This is a genomic window from Rhodococcus sp. 4CII (assembly GCF_014256275.1).
Classification (GTDB): domain Bacteria; phylum Actinomycetota; class Actinomycetes; order Mycobacteriales; family Mycobacteriaceae; genus Rhodococcus_F; species Rhodococcus_F wratislaviensis_A.
On sequence record NZ_JACCFE010000002.1, the window covers coordinates 6,761,695 to 6,777,495 of the forward strand.

Below are 15,801 nucleotides of genomic sequence, written 5' to 3' on the forward strand. Positions count from 1 at the left end.
ACTCACGGGTCAGGCGAACTCGAGAGCCCCCTCCGCGGGGGTCGGGACCCGTCGGCGCAGGGGTGACCCGAGCGCCTGCGCCAGGTCGGTGCCGTCGTGTTCGGCGAGCAGTTCGCCGTCGGACCACACGAGCAGGGTGGCGCTGACGCTCTGTTCGGCGGTCGAGTGCGCCAGATCGTAGTGCGCGCAACCCGGGACACCGCCGTATGTGATCCACAGGTCGAACCCGGTCATGAACAGGTCGAGGTCGAACTGCACGCTGAGGCCGAGCAGTTCGGCCCGGCCGTTGTCGTCGACGCCGGCGAACGCCTCGTCCAGCGCGAGCAGTCGCGGGGCGTGCGGGTCGGCGGAGTCCAGCATGACGTGCGCCGCGGCGAACAACGGCAGGTGCAGCGAGACGGACTGTTCGCCGCCGGAGAGGGCGCTGTGCCGGGCGACCGTCAACCGGTCCTCGTTGCCGTTTCCGCTGATCAGGGTGAACGAGAACACCCGCCACCGCCGGTAGTCGAGGGCGGACGCCAGGATCTCCGGGTACGACCGTTCCGGGTGGGCGGCGCGGGCCGTCCGGATCTGGTGGGCGAAGTGCGCGCGCATCGTGGCGAGCTCGTCCGGGCCCAGCGCCGAGGTGTCCCGCTCGAGCAGTTTGGAGATCGCTCTCGCGCTGTCGTCGAGGTTGTCGGCGAGAACCCAGTGGACGCCGATGGTGTTGCCCGACGACATCCGCCGCTCCCGCATCTCGGTGCCCATCCGGGCGATGAGTTCGCGGGCGTCGACGGTGCGTTCGTGAATCTGCTGAGCGAGCCCGGTGAGTAGCGCGTCCTCGAGGATGCGACGTTCGGATTCGGTGAGCAGCAACTCCTGATCGGAGCGGGCGGCGGCGATGCGGGCGGCGAATTCGCCGATCGACGAGTAGCCGTCGTCGTCCTGCACCTGCACCACGGTCACGCCGTCCGGCGCATCCCACTGCAACCGGTAGTCCTGGCCTGCGGCCGCCAGCTGGGCGTCGAAGTCCTGGAGAGCGGTGGTGAGCGCGGACCTCGTCGATTTGCGGGCCGCGTCGCTGACCCGCACCGATTCGGTGGCGCCGTCCAGTGCCCGGAACAGGGCATCCACCTCGGGCGGAAGGATCGGGATGTCCTCGGCGGCGTTCTGGATGCGGTACACCAGCTGATCGGCGCTCATCCACGCTGCCGTGCTCGCCGGCCACGTGTGACCGCCGTCGACACCGAGGAGTTCGAGGAGGTCGCGCCGGGCATACGGCGCGAGCCGGGCGGCGTCGGCGTGCGTTTCGGTGAGTGCCAGGCGGAGGGTCTGCACCGCGGTGTTGTAGGCGCCCTCGGCCTTGCCGATGGCCTCGCCGGCGTCCTTGTCCGCCTTGCGGGCGTCGCGCTGCTCCTTCTTGCACGCCTCGATCCGCGCGTGCGCTTCCTCGAGTTGCCGGTCCAACTGCTCGGCCCCCGCACCCAGCGTGTCACGGAGCGTGTCGAGCCGTTGGACCTGTTGCGCGAGAACCTCTTCGGCGACGGCGGCCTCCTCTGCGAATTCCTCCGCGTTGCCCCGCGCCTCGTGCAGGCGGTCCTCGGATGCGCGGGTGTGCTCCACTTCCTTGGTGTGTTCGCGCCTGCACCGCTGCACCATCTCGCCCTGCTTCTCGAAATGCCGGACGGCGGCGGCGAGCGAATCGATCTCCCGGGCGACGTGCGGGGTCCGGTGGGTGGACGCGGTGACCCGGAGCTGCTTCTCCTTCGCGGACAGGTCGGCGATGGCCTGATCGAGCTCGCGGCCGACCGCCGTCGCGGTGTCGGAGCGGCTGCGGAGGGCGCCTGCCGACTCGGTGACCTTCTTCAGCGCCGTGAGGATCGATCCGGTGCGGGGCAGGGCCCGCGCCGCGGCGGTCGCCCGCGTCAGCAGTGCGTCGGCCGCGTCCGCGGAAGACCGGGCCGTGGCGAGTGCCGCCCGGGTCTCCTCGAGGATGCGGTCGAGTTCGGCGATCCGAGCGGCACGCCTGCGGGTGCGGGCGGTGGTTCCGATGTATTCGGCATCCGGTTTCGTGTGACGTCCGCGCTGGATTCCCTGCCGGTACCCGCCGTCCTCGGCGACACCCACCTGGCCCCCGGACAGGTCCAGGGATTCGAGGGCGATCGATTCGAGGATCCCGCGCACCCGGCGGTCCGGGACTCCCGCGTCCTGCTCGACCTCGAGAACATCCGCGAGGGTCCGGCCGGTGGGCCGATCCTCGGCGGGAAGTGCCACGAGGAATTGTTCGGACTCGACGTCGGGGAGGGCGTCGTCGACGGGAACCCAGCCGTCGAGGAGGTTTGCTGCCTCGAGAGCGGCCTCGATCCCCGCCGCCGATGCGGCGTCGACGCCGTCGGCGAATCGGACCAGGCGCCACAACGGTGCTCCGGCCAGCCGCGAACGGGTGTCGTGGCGGGCCGCGGACACCTCTGGGGCGTCGTCGTGCTCGGATTCGATTGCGGTGCGCGCCGATTCGTGTTCGGTGATCGCCTCCGCCGCGGCCGTCGCATCCCGGTCGTACTGCTGACGACGCAGCCGCAACGCGTCGACGGCGTCCGTGATCTGTTCCGTCAAAGTCTCCGACAGGGTGGCGGCGTCGTCTTCGCCGATCCGGCCGAGCGCGGCGTCCAGCGCATCGAACAGCGAAGGAGGAGCGTCGATCTCGGAGTAGAGGGAGGACTGGTCCGCCCACCAGGACCGCAGTTCGGTGGCGCATCCGCTGCGGGCCGACTCGACCGCGGTCTCGGCCTCGAGGACGGTCACCTTCGCGGTATCGAGTTGCTCCTGGCCGCGCCGGGCCGCGTCGTCGGCGCGGGTCCGCTCGGTGGTGGCCTTCTCGACGGTCGCGAGCGCGGCCCGGACCGCGCGGATGTCGCCGTCGCGTTCCTCGGTGTGCCCGCGCAGGGCCGCGGTCAGCTGATCGGTGCGCGCATCGGCGGGCAGCGCTGCCCAGGGAATTCCCGCGTCCTCGGCGGCGAGGTGGAGTTCGTCCTCGGCGTGTGCGAGCGACTCGGCGGCTCGGGCGACCGCGTCGCCCGCTCTCTCGTGCTCCTCGGTCCGCTGTTCGAGGGTCGCCTTGGCCTTGCGCGCCTTCTCCGCCTGCAGCTCGGTCGACTTCTCGAGCGTCGCGACGGCCTGCGCGAGGTCGTCGAGTTGTGTCCGGCCCTCGTAGGCCGTCGACCTCTTCAGCGCGTCGAGAGTGGCATTGGCTTGATCGAGTGCGCGTTCGGCCGCGGTGAAGCGTTCTTCGGCGGCCTCGCGGCTCTCCCGGCTGCGGGTCCGGTCGGCAGCTGCGCCGTGGACCGCGGAGATACCCGAACGCACGGCCCCGAGCCGGGTCGCGAGGTGGTCGACATCGGTCCGTGCTTGCTGGCGCAGGTATTTGGCGTACACGCCGACGAAGCTCTGCGCCGCCTGATCGGCGGCGGCCAGCCCTTCGAGCGCCCGGCCGACCTCCTCCATGTCGCTGAACGAGCGCGCCGCCTCGAGGACCAGTTGCTCGTCGAGGGGTCGCAGACCGTCGGTCAGCGCCTGCGACAGTCCCTTGGGGTCGAGGTTCTTCGCGAGCTGGGGTCGGCGCAGCGTGAGGATGAGGTTGATCAGCTGGTCGTATCGCTGGACGCCGAGTCCGAACATCCGGGCGTCGATCGCGGCGCGGTAGTCGAGCGGCCTGTCGGTGATGGAGTCGGTGCCGATCTGCTCGCCGAGTTGCTTCTTCGTCAGCGGACGGTCGTCGCTGCCGAGCAGCGAGAAGTCGACGCCGACGCGACCGTCGGCGACGAAGTACCAGCGGGTGACCTTGTCGTTGGTGCGGCTGGCGCGCATGCCGATGCCGACGGTGACCGCCTCGGGGTCGTCCTTCGCGCCGCGGCAGAATTCCATCCAGACGTAGGAGTACGCGCTCTCCTGCCCCCGGTACAGCAGGTTCGACTTCATGGTTCGTTCCTCGCCGGCGAACGGATTGAGCCGTCGAGGTTCGATCCGGCCGTCGAGGACGAAGGGGAACAGCACTTCCAGCGCCTTGGTCTTGCCTGAACCGTTGGGACCGCGGAGCACGAGCCGACCGTCGGCGAAGGAGAACTCCTGATCCCGGTAGTCCCAGAGGTTGATGATTCCGGCGCGGGTGGGCCGGAAACGCGCACTCGTCATGCTGTGACTTCCTCGCTGTCGTTCGCTGAGCTCTGGAACAGGTCGATCTCCGGGGTGCGGTCGCGGATCGTGACCACCACCCCTCGGTAGCGGGCGAGCGCCGGGAGAGCGAGCACTCCGCCCGGCACCGCCGCGGTAAGTCGTAGCCGCTCGAGCAGGACCAGCGCCGCGCGTCCGAGTCCGTCGGGGTCTGCCTGCCAACCGGCGGCGAACGTCCGCCCGAACCGATCGGTCAGTGTTCGCACCGTGTCCGTGATCCACTCGTCCTCGACGACGGGGAAGACCCGCTCCGTCGGGGCCGGGTCCGCGGGTTCGGCGTAGTCGTGGCCCGCGAGGCTGTCGAAGATCCCCGACTGCGGGACGGCGCTGTCGACCTGCTCGATCAGATGGTCGACACGATTGTGCGGCGACGGAATCCGAGTCGGTTCCGGCAGATCCGGATCGAGCACGCGGTCGGCGATCTCGCCGGCGAGGAGGAGTGCGACCTGCGCGACCGTTCCCGTGCCGGGGAATCGGATGTCGGAGAGACGTCCGGAGGTGTCGATCATCGCGACGCCCTCCTCGCGCCGCTCGGCGACCAGTCCGGTGAGCAACTCGACATCGGCCGCAGTGCGGGGGAGTGCGAGCTGGACCAGCTCGCGGTCGTCCAGGTCGGCGGCGTAGACCACGGGCCGTTCGACGAGAGCCCGCCGGACCCGCCGAGCCGTCTCCTTCACGTCGACCGGCCGGGTCGACCCGGATTCCGCGGTGTCGTCGTCGGCCACCGCATCGGCGCCGGCGAGCAGTCCGCGGATCGACCGGAGGTGCTGCAGTGCGCGAGACGGCCGGAACAGCGCGATGACCACGGATCGATCGATGTCGTACAGCGCTTCTCCCGCATCGGGATTGGCGGCCCACCCGCCCGCGTCTCCGTCCGCGAGGGCGATGGCGCCGCGGGCAGCGAGCCAGCCGACGGCGTCGACGAACGCGTCCCGGTCGGATGCCCGTTCGGTGGACAGGTCCACGCCGTCGACCTGCGCGGCGTCGGCGGCCACGTGATCGGCGAGCTCGGACAACGTGATCTGGTTGCCCGCGCGGCCGAGCGCGGCCAATGCCAGTGCCAGGTAGGCGTAGCGGTAGCGGTCGAACGTGCGGTCGGTAGCCGTCTTGGCCGGCGTTCCGGCGTCCAATCGGTCGCTCACGGTGAACAACCGGGCCGTCGTCTCGGTGACCTCGAGGCGGTACCCGAAGAGAGTCATCAGGTCGTCGCGCAATTCGGTGGCCCACCGGCGCAGCAGCGGAAGAGCGATGCGGTCCGGATACGTTTGTGTCACCAGATGATTCGACAGGATGACGCGCGCCGCGCGCTGATACGAGTCGAGGGCCAGCGGCGAAATCTCCCGTGCCTTCACTGGACGCTCACCTGCAGTCCGTCGAGGTGCAGGCGTCCTCGGGCGGTGCGCACCACCGTCGACTCGGTGTGCGGGCTGAGGGTGAGTTTCACGCCGTTCTCCGATCCGGTGCTGCTCTTCACGCGGCCACTGACCGGGACCCGCGCCGTCAGCGCGGCATTGAGCAGGCTCAGCAGGACGTCGGTTTCCGCCTCGTCCAGTTCGCGCTCGTAGACGCCGCCATGGGCCAGCGACTGGGCGGCGGCGGCGCGGAGCCGCTGCGCCGCCAGCTGTTCCTCGCGGAGGCGGCGCACGCTGCCCTCGTTGCGTTGCACCCGGGCGGGCAGGCCGGGGGACGGCGGACGTCCGGTCTCGGCCAGCGTGCGGGAGATCTCCACCGGCGGGGCCTCCCACCAGGACCGGGTGTCCGGAATGACGTCGGCGTCCGGGTGCACCATCGAGAGATGGCGCGGCCGGCCGAGATCGAACACGGCCTGGAACAATGCGTGCGCGGCGTCCTCGGAGGGGGTGGCCGCGAACCAGCCTGCGAGGTGGCGCAATTGGCTCTCCCTGCTCACACCGCCCTTCCGGGTTTCGGTGACCCGGCGCAGCAGCGACAGCACCGCGGCGATCGCACTCATGGTGCCTTCGCGCAGACGTTCCGACTCGCTGAGACCCCCGTCCGAGCCGACGAACCAGTGCGTCAACCCCGCCCACCTCGCGCGCCAATCGGCTTCGCGTTCCTCGACACCGAGGAACACCCGCTCGTCGCTGGCGGCGGCGCGGGCCACCATCGCCTCGACACCGGTGTTCTCGACGAGCGCGATGGCGGCCGCGAGTTTCGGCGCATAACGCGACAGGTCCGAGCTGAACTCGCGCATGTGAGTGAGGAGTGCGTCCTTGTGGGACATGAACGTTTCCGGCGTGATCTCCGTGGTACGGACGAGGTCGCCCAGCGTCAGATAGAACTGCGCTGCACGTCCGGCCATGTCGGACAGTGTCGCGTCGAGCCGATTGAGTTTCCGGTACACCAGGTCGTTGTCGGCTGCGCGGTTGGCGGCGGCCAGGTCGTTCATGTCGGCGAGGAGGTCGGGCAGCGCCAACCGAGACAGGGACGCGTCGTCGAGGCGGGCGGCGAGCGCGTCCTCGACGGCTCGAAACACCTGGTAGCCGGCTTGGCTGAACTGATATACGAAGTGCCGGTTCCGGTATTCGGCCAGCTTCGCGGCGCGGGTGCCGTCGTAGCTGCGCTCGAGCACCTCCCACACGTGGAGTTGCTCGAGCAGCGGGGTGACGTCTCCGGCGCCGAGTTGGCCCGCCGGATCGTCGACGGCGAGGCCGTCCAGGATGCGGGCGACGTCGGCGGCATGGAGCAGCACGACGTAGTTGGCGCGGCCGTGATCGAACGCCCGTAGCACCCACAGATACTCCGCGCGCTTCTCCGCAGTGGTGAAGGCGAACAGTTTCAGCCGATCGTCCCGGAGTGGGGGAGTGACGGCCGGCCGCGGTGCGCGCAGTCCCGACGGGGATCGACCTGGATCGCTGCCTGATTCACTCACCGTGACAGGTTATGCGGTCGTGCAGTCGTCGAGCGAACGCCGTGCCGACCTGCATCGACAACACTGTGATCGAATCGGTTCGTGACGGAATGCAGAAGTATACCGAATCGGCGTCGATGATTCTGGTGCGCCCAACCTGGTCGCTCAGAGAACGAACAGCACGAAGACGATCGCGACCAGGACGAGCGCCAGCCCGACCGCGGCGGCGACGAGCCACGACGCCCGGGACGTCGATTCGGGGGACGTGTCGATCTCGGCCTGTGCGACGCCACGCGGCTCCGGCGGCGTCGCGACGGCGGTTCCGCCGGACACCCGCGCGGGCGAGGCGCCTACGGCCGCTGCGGAGGCGTGTTTTCCGGTGGCAGTCGCAGGCTTGGCCGGGGTCGAGGGACCGGAGGGGACGGGTTCGCCGACGACGGCGTCGATCACTTCGGTCACGTCGTACGAGGGCGGCAAGCCGATCGGGGTGACCCTGTGGGTGGTCGGATTGAATCCGGCGGCGCGGATGGCGGCGCCCAGTGCGGCGGTCTGCTCGGGCCCCGGGCCGACGACGCAGCGCACACCGAACTTTTCGCTCACGGTGTTCGCGTAGTCGTGAATGGCCGCGGAGTCCCGGGCGATCAGGCCGTCACCGGTGACGACGACGGCGTCGAGGTTGCCGGGCAGCCACCCGAATGCGCCCAGTGCGGTGGCGATCTGGGCGGTGGGGGAGCCGCCGGTGGAGAAGCGGAACGCCTTGCCTGCCTCGACGCCAGAGCGGATGAGGGCGACGGTCGAGCCGGTGTCGTCGACGTGATAAATGCCGACCAGCTGTCCGGGGCGTTCGGCGATCTCCGATTCGAACCAGGCCGCCGCGGCTTCGGCGTCCGAGACGAGTGACAGGTAGGACATGTCGGCGTAGTCGAGCGCGTCGCGGAGCGCCGCGACGGCGGCAGAGTCCCAGCGGGTGGGGTACGTGGCCATGATGTCGGGGGCCCCGCCGGTCCGGCCGCCGTGGTCGGGGAGTGGTTCACATTCCCGGAGCAGGCAGCGCATCGCCCCCGCGACCAGGTCTTCGGCGCGGTAGCGCGTTCCGTCGCCCACGAGGACACCTGCGGGGTCGCCGACGCGGGGGAGGAATCCCGACGTCGTGTGGGTCTCGCCGATCGTGTGCGGTGCCGAACCGCCGAGGATCGCGGTGCCGTCCGGGCACATGTGCAGGACGGTGTCCCGGACGATGACGATCGGATCTGGAGACCCCGGATCGTTCGACGCCACGACCGCGGTGGACACGACACTGCCGATCCTGAGCCCGACTCCCATGGACATGCAAGTACCTCTATTCGTTTGCGACCGGATTGCGACTTCCGTCAGGCCCGTTCCGACTCACTCGGTGAGGCCACAAGATGTACATCCTGCTACCAGAGCACGCTTGTGTGCGCCATCACGCGCGGCGTGGCGTGGTCGTGTCGCGCACATTCAGTCGGATTCGGCCGGCCGACGGCGATCGGTCAGGTCACCGTCGGTGCGCCGAGGGCTGTTCTCCACTCGGGCAGGTTCTCGGTCATCCACGCGAGGAGATGCTCCGCTTCCTGGGGATGCCGCCCGGTGCCGGCGAGCAGGTCGGCGTAGGCCTGCGCGGGCGCGACCACTCGGACGTTGTCCCGGAACAGTGTGCGCTCGAACACCGCCGCCGATCGGGGAGTGGCGACGAGTACGTTGGCGCCCTGGTCGACGGGGCGAAGTTCCAGAGCTGCGGCCAGCGGCTCACCGTGATCGGCATAGATCTGGACCTGATGCGCCGGCGCGTATTCGACGAACGCGGCGGCCGCGACCGATCCCGTGACTGCATACAGATGGTCGGCGACCTTCCCGAGTTTCGCGAGAAACGGCTGCACCCCCTCGGGTGCGAAGTAGCCGACGGTGGGGCAGTCCTTGAAGCTGGTGTCGCTGCTCCAGGCGCGCAGCATCTGCTGCCACCGCACGCTGGTGATGGGTCCGCGGGGGAGCCGTTCGAGTAGATCCCGCTCTTCGAGGGTTTCGACCACCCGGTACGTGGCGCCGGTGGACGCGCCGGACAACCGGATGAGTTCGGGGACCGTGAGTTGACCCGAGTGGTCGGCGAGTGCGCGAACCACTCGCGCGGCCGGGTCGCCGGTCAGCTGGGCGGCGGGACGGCCGGGGCCGCGCCACGGGTCGGCGTCCGCGCCGCGATCGCGCACCCAGATCGCGGGCCGGTCGGCGGCCAGCGAGGTGTTGCCCGTCGCGTCGGCATAGGAGAGGCCCCGGGCGTCGAGTTGCCGGCGTACCGGCTCGGAAAGGTAACGAGCACACACGAATCCGCGGTCCGACTCGGACAGGCTGTCCGCGAAACGGGCGGCGTCGCCGGCGAGCACCCCCCGGGCGGGGATGACGGAAAAGGACGCTGTCTCGCCGCCCGGGGCGCCGACCAGTAATCGTTCCGGGGCGTCGGCGAGGGAGCGTGACTTTCCGGACGTCAACGTCCAGCCGTGGGGGAGTGCGGCTTGCAGCGTCGCGATCGCCCGGCGGTAGAGGTCGATGTCACGTTCCGGCTTGGGAAACGGCACCTTCGGCTCGCTCCCGGCGAATTCGGCGTTCTCCTGTGTGGCCACATCGCGAGCGTAACCGAATCGGTCACTTACGGAAGCGAGTAATAACCCGAATCTACCTGCCGCTGTCTCGTGCCCGACCGAGGCGTCATGTCAGAGCCGAACTCACCACGATCACACCGTCGTCACACTGATCACGGACGCCGAGCCGCCCAGGCCGTCCGGTTGCCACGGGGGACCAGATCCGTGCGGAGCAGAACGCTCTGCGGGTCGTCGTCCGACAGCAGGAGGTCGAGAGTGCTGAGATCGTCGGCGGCCAGTTGACCGTCGAGGGTGGAGCGGACGCGGCACAGGTGGGCGTGTGCGTAACGTCCGGTGCTCGGCGGCGCCGGGGTCGCATCGCTGACGAAGGTGCGTTCCTCGACGATCTCGAAACCGGCGTGCTCCAGGTGTGATCGCCAGTTCGGATGCGAGTTCCAATTCATCCGGGCCAGCGCGTCGTGGCAGCGTGACTCCAAGCCTGGGCGGCCGACGCCGAGGTCGTCGGGCAGAAGGCTTGGCAGGGTGTCCATCTCGACCACTATCAGCAGGCCGCCGGGGTTCAGTGCGCCGTACATGTCGCGGAGCACGCGATCGGGGTCGGTCACCTCGTGTAGCGAGGAGGCGGCCCACATGACGTCCCCGGCATCGACCGCCGGCCATGCGACGTCGAGATCGGCCTGCACGACGCTCACCCGGTCGGCGAGGCCCCGCGCGAGCGCGGCCGTTCGGACGCGCTCGAGCATGAACTCCGACCGATCGATCGCGATCACCTCGGCCGTGGGGAACCGCCGGGCCAGAGTCAGGGTGCCGACGCCCGTTCCCGCGCCCACGTCGACGATCCTGCGCGGGATCTCGCGGGTGTGCTGCCCGGCCCATTCGGTCAGCGGTTGGAGGTAGGACCCGAGGACTTCGGCGTCCAGGTCCAGGAGCTCTGCCCATGCGGGTCCGTGGTGGTGGGCGTGCGCGGTGTGGTGATGCGAATGCTGTGCCATGTCTCCAGGCTAACCAGGCAATGCGCTGGAAGCATATGATCTTGCGTATGACGCAAGATTTGGGGTTGGACGCCGTGATCCGTCAGCGCATCCGCGGTCTCAGGGTGGCGCGGGGCTGGTCGCTCGACGCGCTCGCGGCGCGCTGCTATCTCAGTCCGTCCACGCTCAGCCGCATCGAGACCGGGCATCGCAGGATCGCGCTCGATCAGCTGGTTCCCATCGCGCGGGCACTGGGCACCACGCTCGATCAGCTCGTCGAGTCCGCAGAGGACGACGATGTGGTGATCCGACCGCAGCCCGAACACACCCGAGGGCTGACGACCTGGCTGCTGTCCCGCGAACGCGCGCTCCACGGTGCAACCGTCGCGAAGATGCGCATCACCCCCGAGCGGCCCGCCGGACCGGAGCACGTCAGCGTGCACCCCGGCCACGAGTGGTTCACCGTCCTGTCGGGGACCGCGCGTCTGCATCTGGGGGAGCGCACCATCCTGATCGAAGAGGGTGCGGCAGCCGAATTTTCGACCATGGTGCCGCACTCCATCGGCGCCCACGACGGTCCCGTCGAGATCCTCACCATCTTCGACCACGACGGCGAGCGTGCTCACCTGCACGCCGTGGACGCGCCTGCGCAGCCGTGATTGGCTTACCGGCATGTCCCCTTCCGAGGCCTCAGATCAGACCGAGTTTCCCGCAAGCATGGGGAAGGTGTCGCGACGCGAACTCGCGGCGCACGGCTACACGCGTTTCCATCAACTGACGACGGTCACCGCCAGGGAGCTGTTGAAGATCCACGGCGTCGGACCCAAGGCGATCCGGATCCTCGGGGAGGAGCTTGCGGAGCGGGGGCTCGGCTTCGCAAGCTGATCGGCGGCGCCGGACGCGCTACAGCAGGCCGTTCGCGCGCTGATAGGTGGCAGGCGGTGTACCGACGACCTCGGTGAAGACCCGGGTCAGGTGGGCCTGGTCGCTGAACCCTAATTCGTAGGAGCGCAGACCAGTCGATCCTCTCACCCGAGTGGGCGGCGGCGGCCGCGTCGAGTATGCGAAACCGCTGGATCACCCATTTCGGTCCGATGCCGACGTACTCGGTGAACAGTCGTTGCAGGGTGCGCAGGCTGCAGCCGGCGTGTGCGGCGAGCTGGTCTGCGCGGACGATGTCTCGGCGGCGCTGGGCGTCGCCGACCAGGACCGTGACCTCCCGTCCTGTGGGATCCGGAACGGGATCGGAGCGCAGAAGGTACCGCTCGAAGGCGTCGATCATGTCCGCGCTGTCCGTGCCGGCGAGGATCCGTTCCGCGACCGGGCGGTCGTCACCGGCGAGCAGATCCCGTCCGGGCTGGACGGTTCCAGAGATCGCACCGAGACTGCCCTTCAACAGCGGCCGGAACCCGCCGGCGTGGAACGCGGCTCCCAGCACGTGGCCGTGTCCGGTCAACGTTCGGTAGAACGGCGACCGGGAGATCCCGTGCACCAGCAACTGTCCGTCCTCGGCGGCGATGTGAACGCGCGGCTGGGGAACGACCTGCTGCCGATGGGGCTTCGGCACCGACCACCTCACTAACCAGTGGTAGTCCACGAACTCGGCCAAATCCGGTCGGGGAGCGACTCGTTCGACCTCGAAACCGGGTGCGTCGGCGGTCGGGCGGACGATCGCCTCGGGGTGTCCTGGCACATTCGGCACTCGCCCATCCTAGTGTCGCGAATGTTCAAGAACGCCACGGCGTCGCGTACCTAGAGTCTCCTGACATGAGCCACTCACACACTGCTCGAAGCAAGTTCACCATTGCGTCGTGGTCGGAATCGGTGATCACCGACATCGACGGCGAAGGTACGACCGCCGGCGACACCTATTATCCCGCGCGCGGCGCCACCCGGGCGGCCGTCGAATACTCGTACTCCGGGGACATCGAGGGAACGAGCACGGTGGCCTACTTGATCGCGTACAAGGCCGATGCTGCGCCGGTGCTCGGCCTCGAGCGCTTCGAGGGCTCGATCGGCGGGCACGACGGAACGTGCGTGTTCCAGCACCTCGGCATCCAGGACCAGGGTTCCGTTTCGGCACGGATCGAGGTGGTGCCGGGCATGGGCACGGGCGGTCTCACCTACCTGCGCGGCAGCGCAGACCTGTCCATCACCGGACCCGGCGACAGCGGCTACGAATTCGTCCTGTCCTACGACGTCGGCTGAATACGGGTCGCCGAGCGTGTGCTCAGCGGCTTCAGGCCACACGACGCCGCGAGGCCTTGCGACTCGATGCCGAACGCGGTGTTGGAGCGGGTCATGAAGTTAGTCAGTGCGATGAACGCGGTCAGTTCCACCATCGCGGCCGGGCCGAGTGCCTCCAGTAGCCTGGCCGACAGGTCGTCGGTGACCGTAGGCGGCGTCAGCGTCATCGCCTCGGCATACTCCAGCACGTCGCGCTCCAACGGGCTGAAGACGTCCGACTCGCGCCACCGGGGCACCTCACGTGCCTTCGTCTCGTCCAGTCCCTTGTTGTGGGCTTGGAAGTAGCCGTAGTCCAGGCAGAAACCGCAGCCGACCATGCTCGCGACCGCCATGTGGGCAAATGATTTCAGATTCTCGTCACACCGGTCCCACTTCTGTACCTTGCGACCGACGGTGAAGCTGAAGTTCAGCACCTTACGGTTGTGCCACACAACCCCCACCCCGTCGGGCACCTCGCCGAGCAACTTGCGGGACATCCGCTTGACGACCGCACCGTAGATGCCGGTCAGCTCTGCCTGCGGGATCCTGGTATTGCCGGTCATGATTCCTCCTCCGGTTGGAATGCTCTCGGCATAGAGACACCGGCCACGAGCCGAATGTGACATCCGAACCGGATTCTTGCGCCGGCCGCCCCTCAGCCCGGTGCGAGTGCGAGGTCGGCGAGCGCCGCGACGACGGGGGTGAGCGCCTGTGCGTGTTCGAGGGTCAGGTGGTTGTCGTCGCGGAAGACGAGGTCGTTGCCGACGACTACCGGACAGAGGTCGGTGGTGCAGAACAGCGAGGTGAGGTCGGCGTACCGCCCGCCACCGGCGGTGGTGGCGGTCGCCTCGGCCGCGACGCCGACGTCGTCGACCGCAACCTGCCGCGGCGGCGAGCAGGCGGTCGCGTCGTCCAGGTGATCGGACAAGCAGGTCGGCACGGTCGACTTCGGGTCCGGAATCGGTCCGAGCACGAGAACGGCTGCGCCCGTGGCCCGGAGTTCTGTGACCAGGCGGGTCAGACTGTCGAGCCAGGCCTGACCGTAGACGGTGAAACCGAAATCGGCGCCGTACCGGCGGGACATGCTCAGCACGACCAACCGCGGCCGCTCCGTCTGCAGGCGGTCGACGATCTCGCCCCGCCACTGCTCGCATTCCGTGTACTCCCGACCGAGATATGGGCTGGTGAGGGTCAGGTCGAGAAGCGGGCAGGTGACCTTGCCCATGGTCTCCAGCCGCCAGTGATGCTGCTCGGCGGCCTGCTCGAACGCCGGCGCCCACATCGCGGCGTGTGAATCGCCGACCAGGGCCACCGTCGTCGGTGAGGTCACGTCTCCGGACGCGCACTCGTCCTGCCCGACCTCGCGCCACGAGCGCACGCAGCCGTTGACGAACACCGCGGGCTTGTCCGCCGGCGCGTCGGCGAGCGGTGGCGACAGATTCGACGGGACAGCCTGGAGCCCGGCCGATTCCGTGACCGCGGCCTGCACCTGTGCGGTCACCTCCCGCACCGCCGCCTCCTGCGGATCGACGGCCGCCGCCGGGACGGGTGGCGCAGCGACGGTCAGCGCCGCTGCCTCGGCGCCGTGCCCGACGGGCACCGGCCGCAGCACGAGCAGCACCAGCGCTGCGCAGACTGCGAGCGCGGTGACGGTGCCGCCGACCGCGAGACTGCGCGCGGTCGAGTGCCGCAGCGGGGTCGCGAAGCGGACGGGGTTCTCGATCAGGTGCAGAGTCAGGAGGGCGAGTCCGGCGGACACCAGGAGGATCGCCAGGCGGTCGGTCACGACGAGTGAGCGGCCGAGGACGACCGGTGCGAGCAGCAACACGGGCCAGTGCCACAGGTACCACGAATACGACATCCGGCCGACGGCCCGCATGGGCGGCAGCGACAGGCTCCGCCCGACGCCCAGTCGGGGTGCAGCGCAACCGGCCCCGATCACCAGTACCGTGCCGGCGACGGGCAGCAGGGCGGCCGTACCGGGATAGGGTGTGGCCTCGCCCAGTCGAGTGCAGGCGACGACGATCAGGGCGAGGCCTGCCCACCCGGCCGCTGCGGCGACCACCGGCGGCAGGCGTCGCCAGTGCCGGATCGACAGTGCCACCAGCCCGCCGGCCGCCAACTCCCATGCCCGCGAGGGGAGCGAGAAGAACGCCCACGGCGGGAGGTTTCGGGTCCAGTCGAGCGAGACCGCGAACGACGCTGCCGCGACCACGGCGAGGAGCAGCAGGTACGGCGTCGCCGACGGTGGGGCGTCGGACTCGGCGTGCCGGGTCCGGCGCCGAACGAGCCAGGCGACCGCGATGATCAGCGCCGGCCACAGCAGGTAGAACTGTTCTTCCACGCCGAGCGACCAGTAGTGCTGGAACGGCGACGGGGGCGTGTCGGCCGCCAGGTAGTCGGTGCCGTGCAGCGCGAACCGGTAATTGCCGACGTAGAGCGCGCTGGCAATGCCGTCGCCGAGAACCTGGCGGGCCTGCAACGGCGGCAACAGGACGGCGGCGCCGATTGCGGTGGCCACCAGCACGACACACCCGGCAGGGAGGAGCCGACGTGCCCGCGCACCGTAGAAGTGGGTGAGCCGGACGCGGCCGGTGGACGCCACGTCCCGCCACAGCAGCCCGGTGATGAGAAACCCCGAGACGACGAAGAAGATGTCGACCCCGGCGAACCCTCCGGCCATCCCGGGGACACCCACGTGGAACAGGACCACGGCCAGCACCGCAACCGCCCGCAGGCCTTCGATGTCCGGGCGGAAACCGGTGTCCGCCTGCGGCACGTCGTTCGGGCGCCGCGCCGCGGACAGCCGCCGCCGTTCCGGACTTGCGACGGTATTCATTCGACTGACGACCTGTCCATGCGACGAGCTCTCCTTCGGCTGCAGCACTGGCCTCATGATGACAGCGGAGCCGACGTT

The 15,801-nt window shown here is 69.4% G+C and carries 11 protein-coding genes and 1 pseudogene; 3 read left to right on the forward strand and 9 right to left on the reverse strand.

The window, feature by feature from the left end:
• Nucleotides 1-9 precede the first annotated feature (9 nt).
• The 6 genes from H0B43_RS32200 to H0B43_RS32225 form a co-directional block, all read right to left on the reverse strand.
• Nucleotides 10-4,167 carry a TIGR02680 family protein gene (locus H0B43_RS32200; protein WP_185724239.1) on the reverse strand — a complete coding sequence of 1,386 codons (4,158 nt, stop codon included), beginning with the start codon at nt 4,165-4,167 and terminating at the stop codon, nt 10-12.
• On the reverse strand, nt 4,164-5,558 hold the full coding sequence (locus H0B43_RS32205) for a TIGR02678 family protein (RefSeq protein WP_185724238.1): 1,395 nt from the start codon (nt 5,556-5,558) through the stop codon (nt 4,164-4,166). Before H0B43_RS32205 ends, H0B43_RS32200 begins: the two co-directional genes overlap by 4 nt.
• Nucleotides 5,555-7,006, reverse strand: a complete 1,452-nt coding sequence (locus H0B43_RS32210; RefSeq protein WP_185729729.1) for a TIGR02677 family protein — start codon at nt 7,004-7,006, stop codon at nt 5,555-5,557. The genes H0B43_RS32205 and H0B43_RS32210 overlap by 4 nt, the downstream gene beginning before the upstream one ends.
• Nucleotides 7,007-7,240: 234 nt before the next feature.
• Nucleotides 7,241-8,404 carry a hypothetical protein gene (locus tag H0B43_RS32215; RefSeq protein WP_185724237.1) on the reverse strand — a complete coding sequence of 388 codons (1,164 nt, stop codon included), beginning with the start codon at nt 8,402-8,404 and terminating at the stop codon, nt 7,241-7,243.
• Between the two features lie 182 nt (nt 8,405-8,586).
• Entirely contained in the window at nt 8,587-9,708 is a 1,122-nt protein-coding gene (locus H0B43_RS32220) for a type IV toxin-antitoxin system AbiEi family antitoxin (RefSeq protein ID WP_185724236.1), read from the reverse strand.
• A 131-nt stretch (nt 9,709-9,839) separates the two neighbouring features.
• The gene (locus H0B43_RS32225) at nt 9,840-10,679 is read right to left on the reverse strand and encodes a trans-aconitate 2-methyltransferase (RefSeq protein WP_185724235.1); all 840 of its coding nucleotides are present in this window, start codon (nt 10,677-10,679) and stop codon (nt 9,840-9,842) included.
• Nucleotides 10,680-10,726: 47 nt separating this feature from the next.
• Here H0B43_RS32225 and H0B43_RS32230 point away from each other — a divergent pair, with 47 nt between their 5' ends.
• Both H0B43_RS32230 and H0B43_RS32235 read left to right on the forward strand, forming a co-directional pair.
• Nucleotides 10,727-11,317: a helix-turn-helix domain-containing protein gene (locus tag H0B43_RS32230; protein WP_185724234.1), complete on the forward strand. Its 591-nt coding sequence runs from the start codon at nt 10,727-10,729 to the stop codon at nt 11,315-11,317.
• Nucleotides 11,318-11,330: 13 nt separating this feature from the next.
• Nucleotides 11,331-11,543 (forward strand): hypothetical protein, encoded by a 213-nt coding sequence (locus H0B43_RS32235; protein ID WP_185724233.1) that lies wholly within the window; start codon nt 11,331-11,333, stop codon nt 11,541-11,543.
• Between the two features lie 18 nt (nt 11,544-11,561).
• On the opposite strand, the pseudogene H0B43_RS42930 reads toward H0B43_RS32235, so the two are convergent.
• Nucleotides 11,562-12,360 (reverse strand): annotated as a pseudogene (locus H0B43_RS42930) (helix-turn-helix domain-containing protein).
• A 65-nt stretch (nt 12,361-12,425) separates the two neighbouring features.
• On the opposite strand from H0B43_RS42930, the gene H0B43_RS32245 reads away from it, so the two are divergent.
• Nucleotides 12,426-12,866 carry a DUF3224 domain-containing protein gene (locus H0B43_RS32245; protein ID WP_185724231.1) on the forward strand — a complete coding sequence of 147 codons (441 nt, stop codon included), beginning with the start codon at nt 12,426-12,428 and terminating at the stop codon, nt 12,864-12,866.
• On the opposite strand, the gene H0B43_RS32250 is transcribed toward H0B43_RS32245, so the two are convergent.
• Both H0B43_RS32250 and H0B43_RS32255 read right to left on the reverse strand, forming a co-directional pair.
• On the reverse strand, nt 12,851-13,447 hold the full coding sequence (locus H0B43_RS32250; protein WP_185724230.1) for a carboxymuconolactone decarboxylase family protein: 597 nt from the start codon (nt 13,445-13,447) through the stop codon (nt 12,851-12,853). The two genes, H0B43_RS32245 and H0B43_RS32250, sit on opposite strands and share 16 nt — an antisense overlap.
• Nucleotides 13,448-13,539: 92 nt before the next feature.
• The gene (locus tag H0B43_RS32255) at nt 13,540-15,723 is read right to left on the reverse strand and encodes an acyltransferase family protein (RefSeq protein ID WP_185724229.1); all 2,184 of its coding nucleotides are present in this window, start codon (nt 15,721-15,723) and stop codon (nt 13,540-13,542) included.
• Nucleotides 15,724-15,801 lie beyond the last annotated feature (78 nt).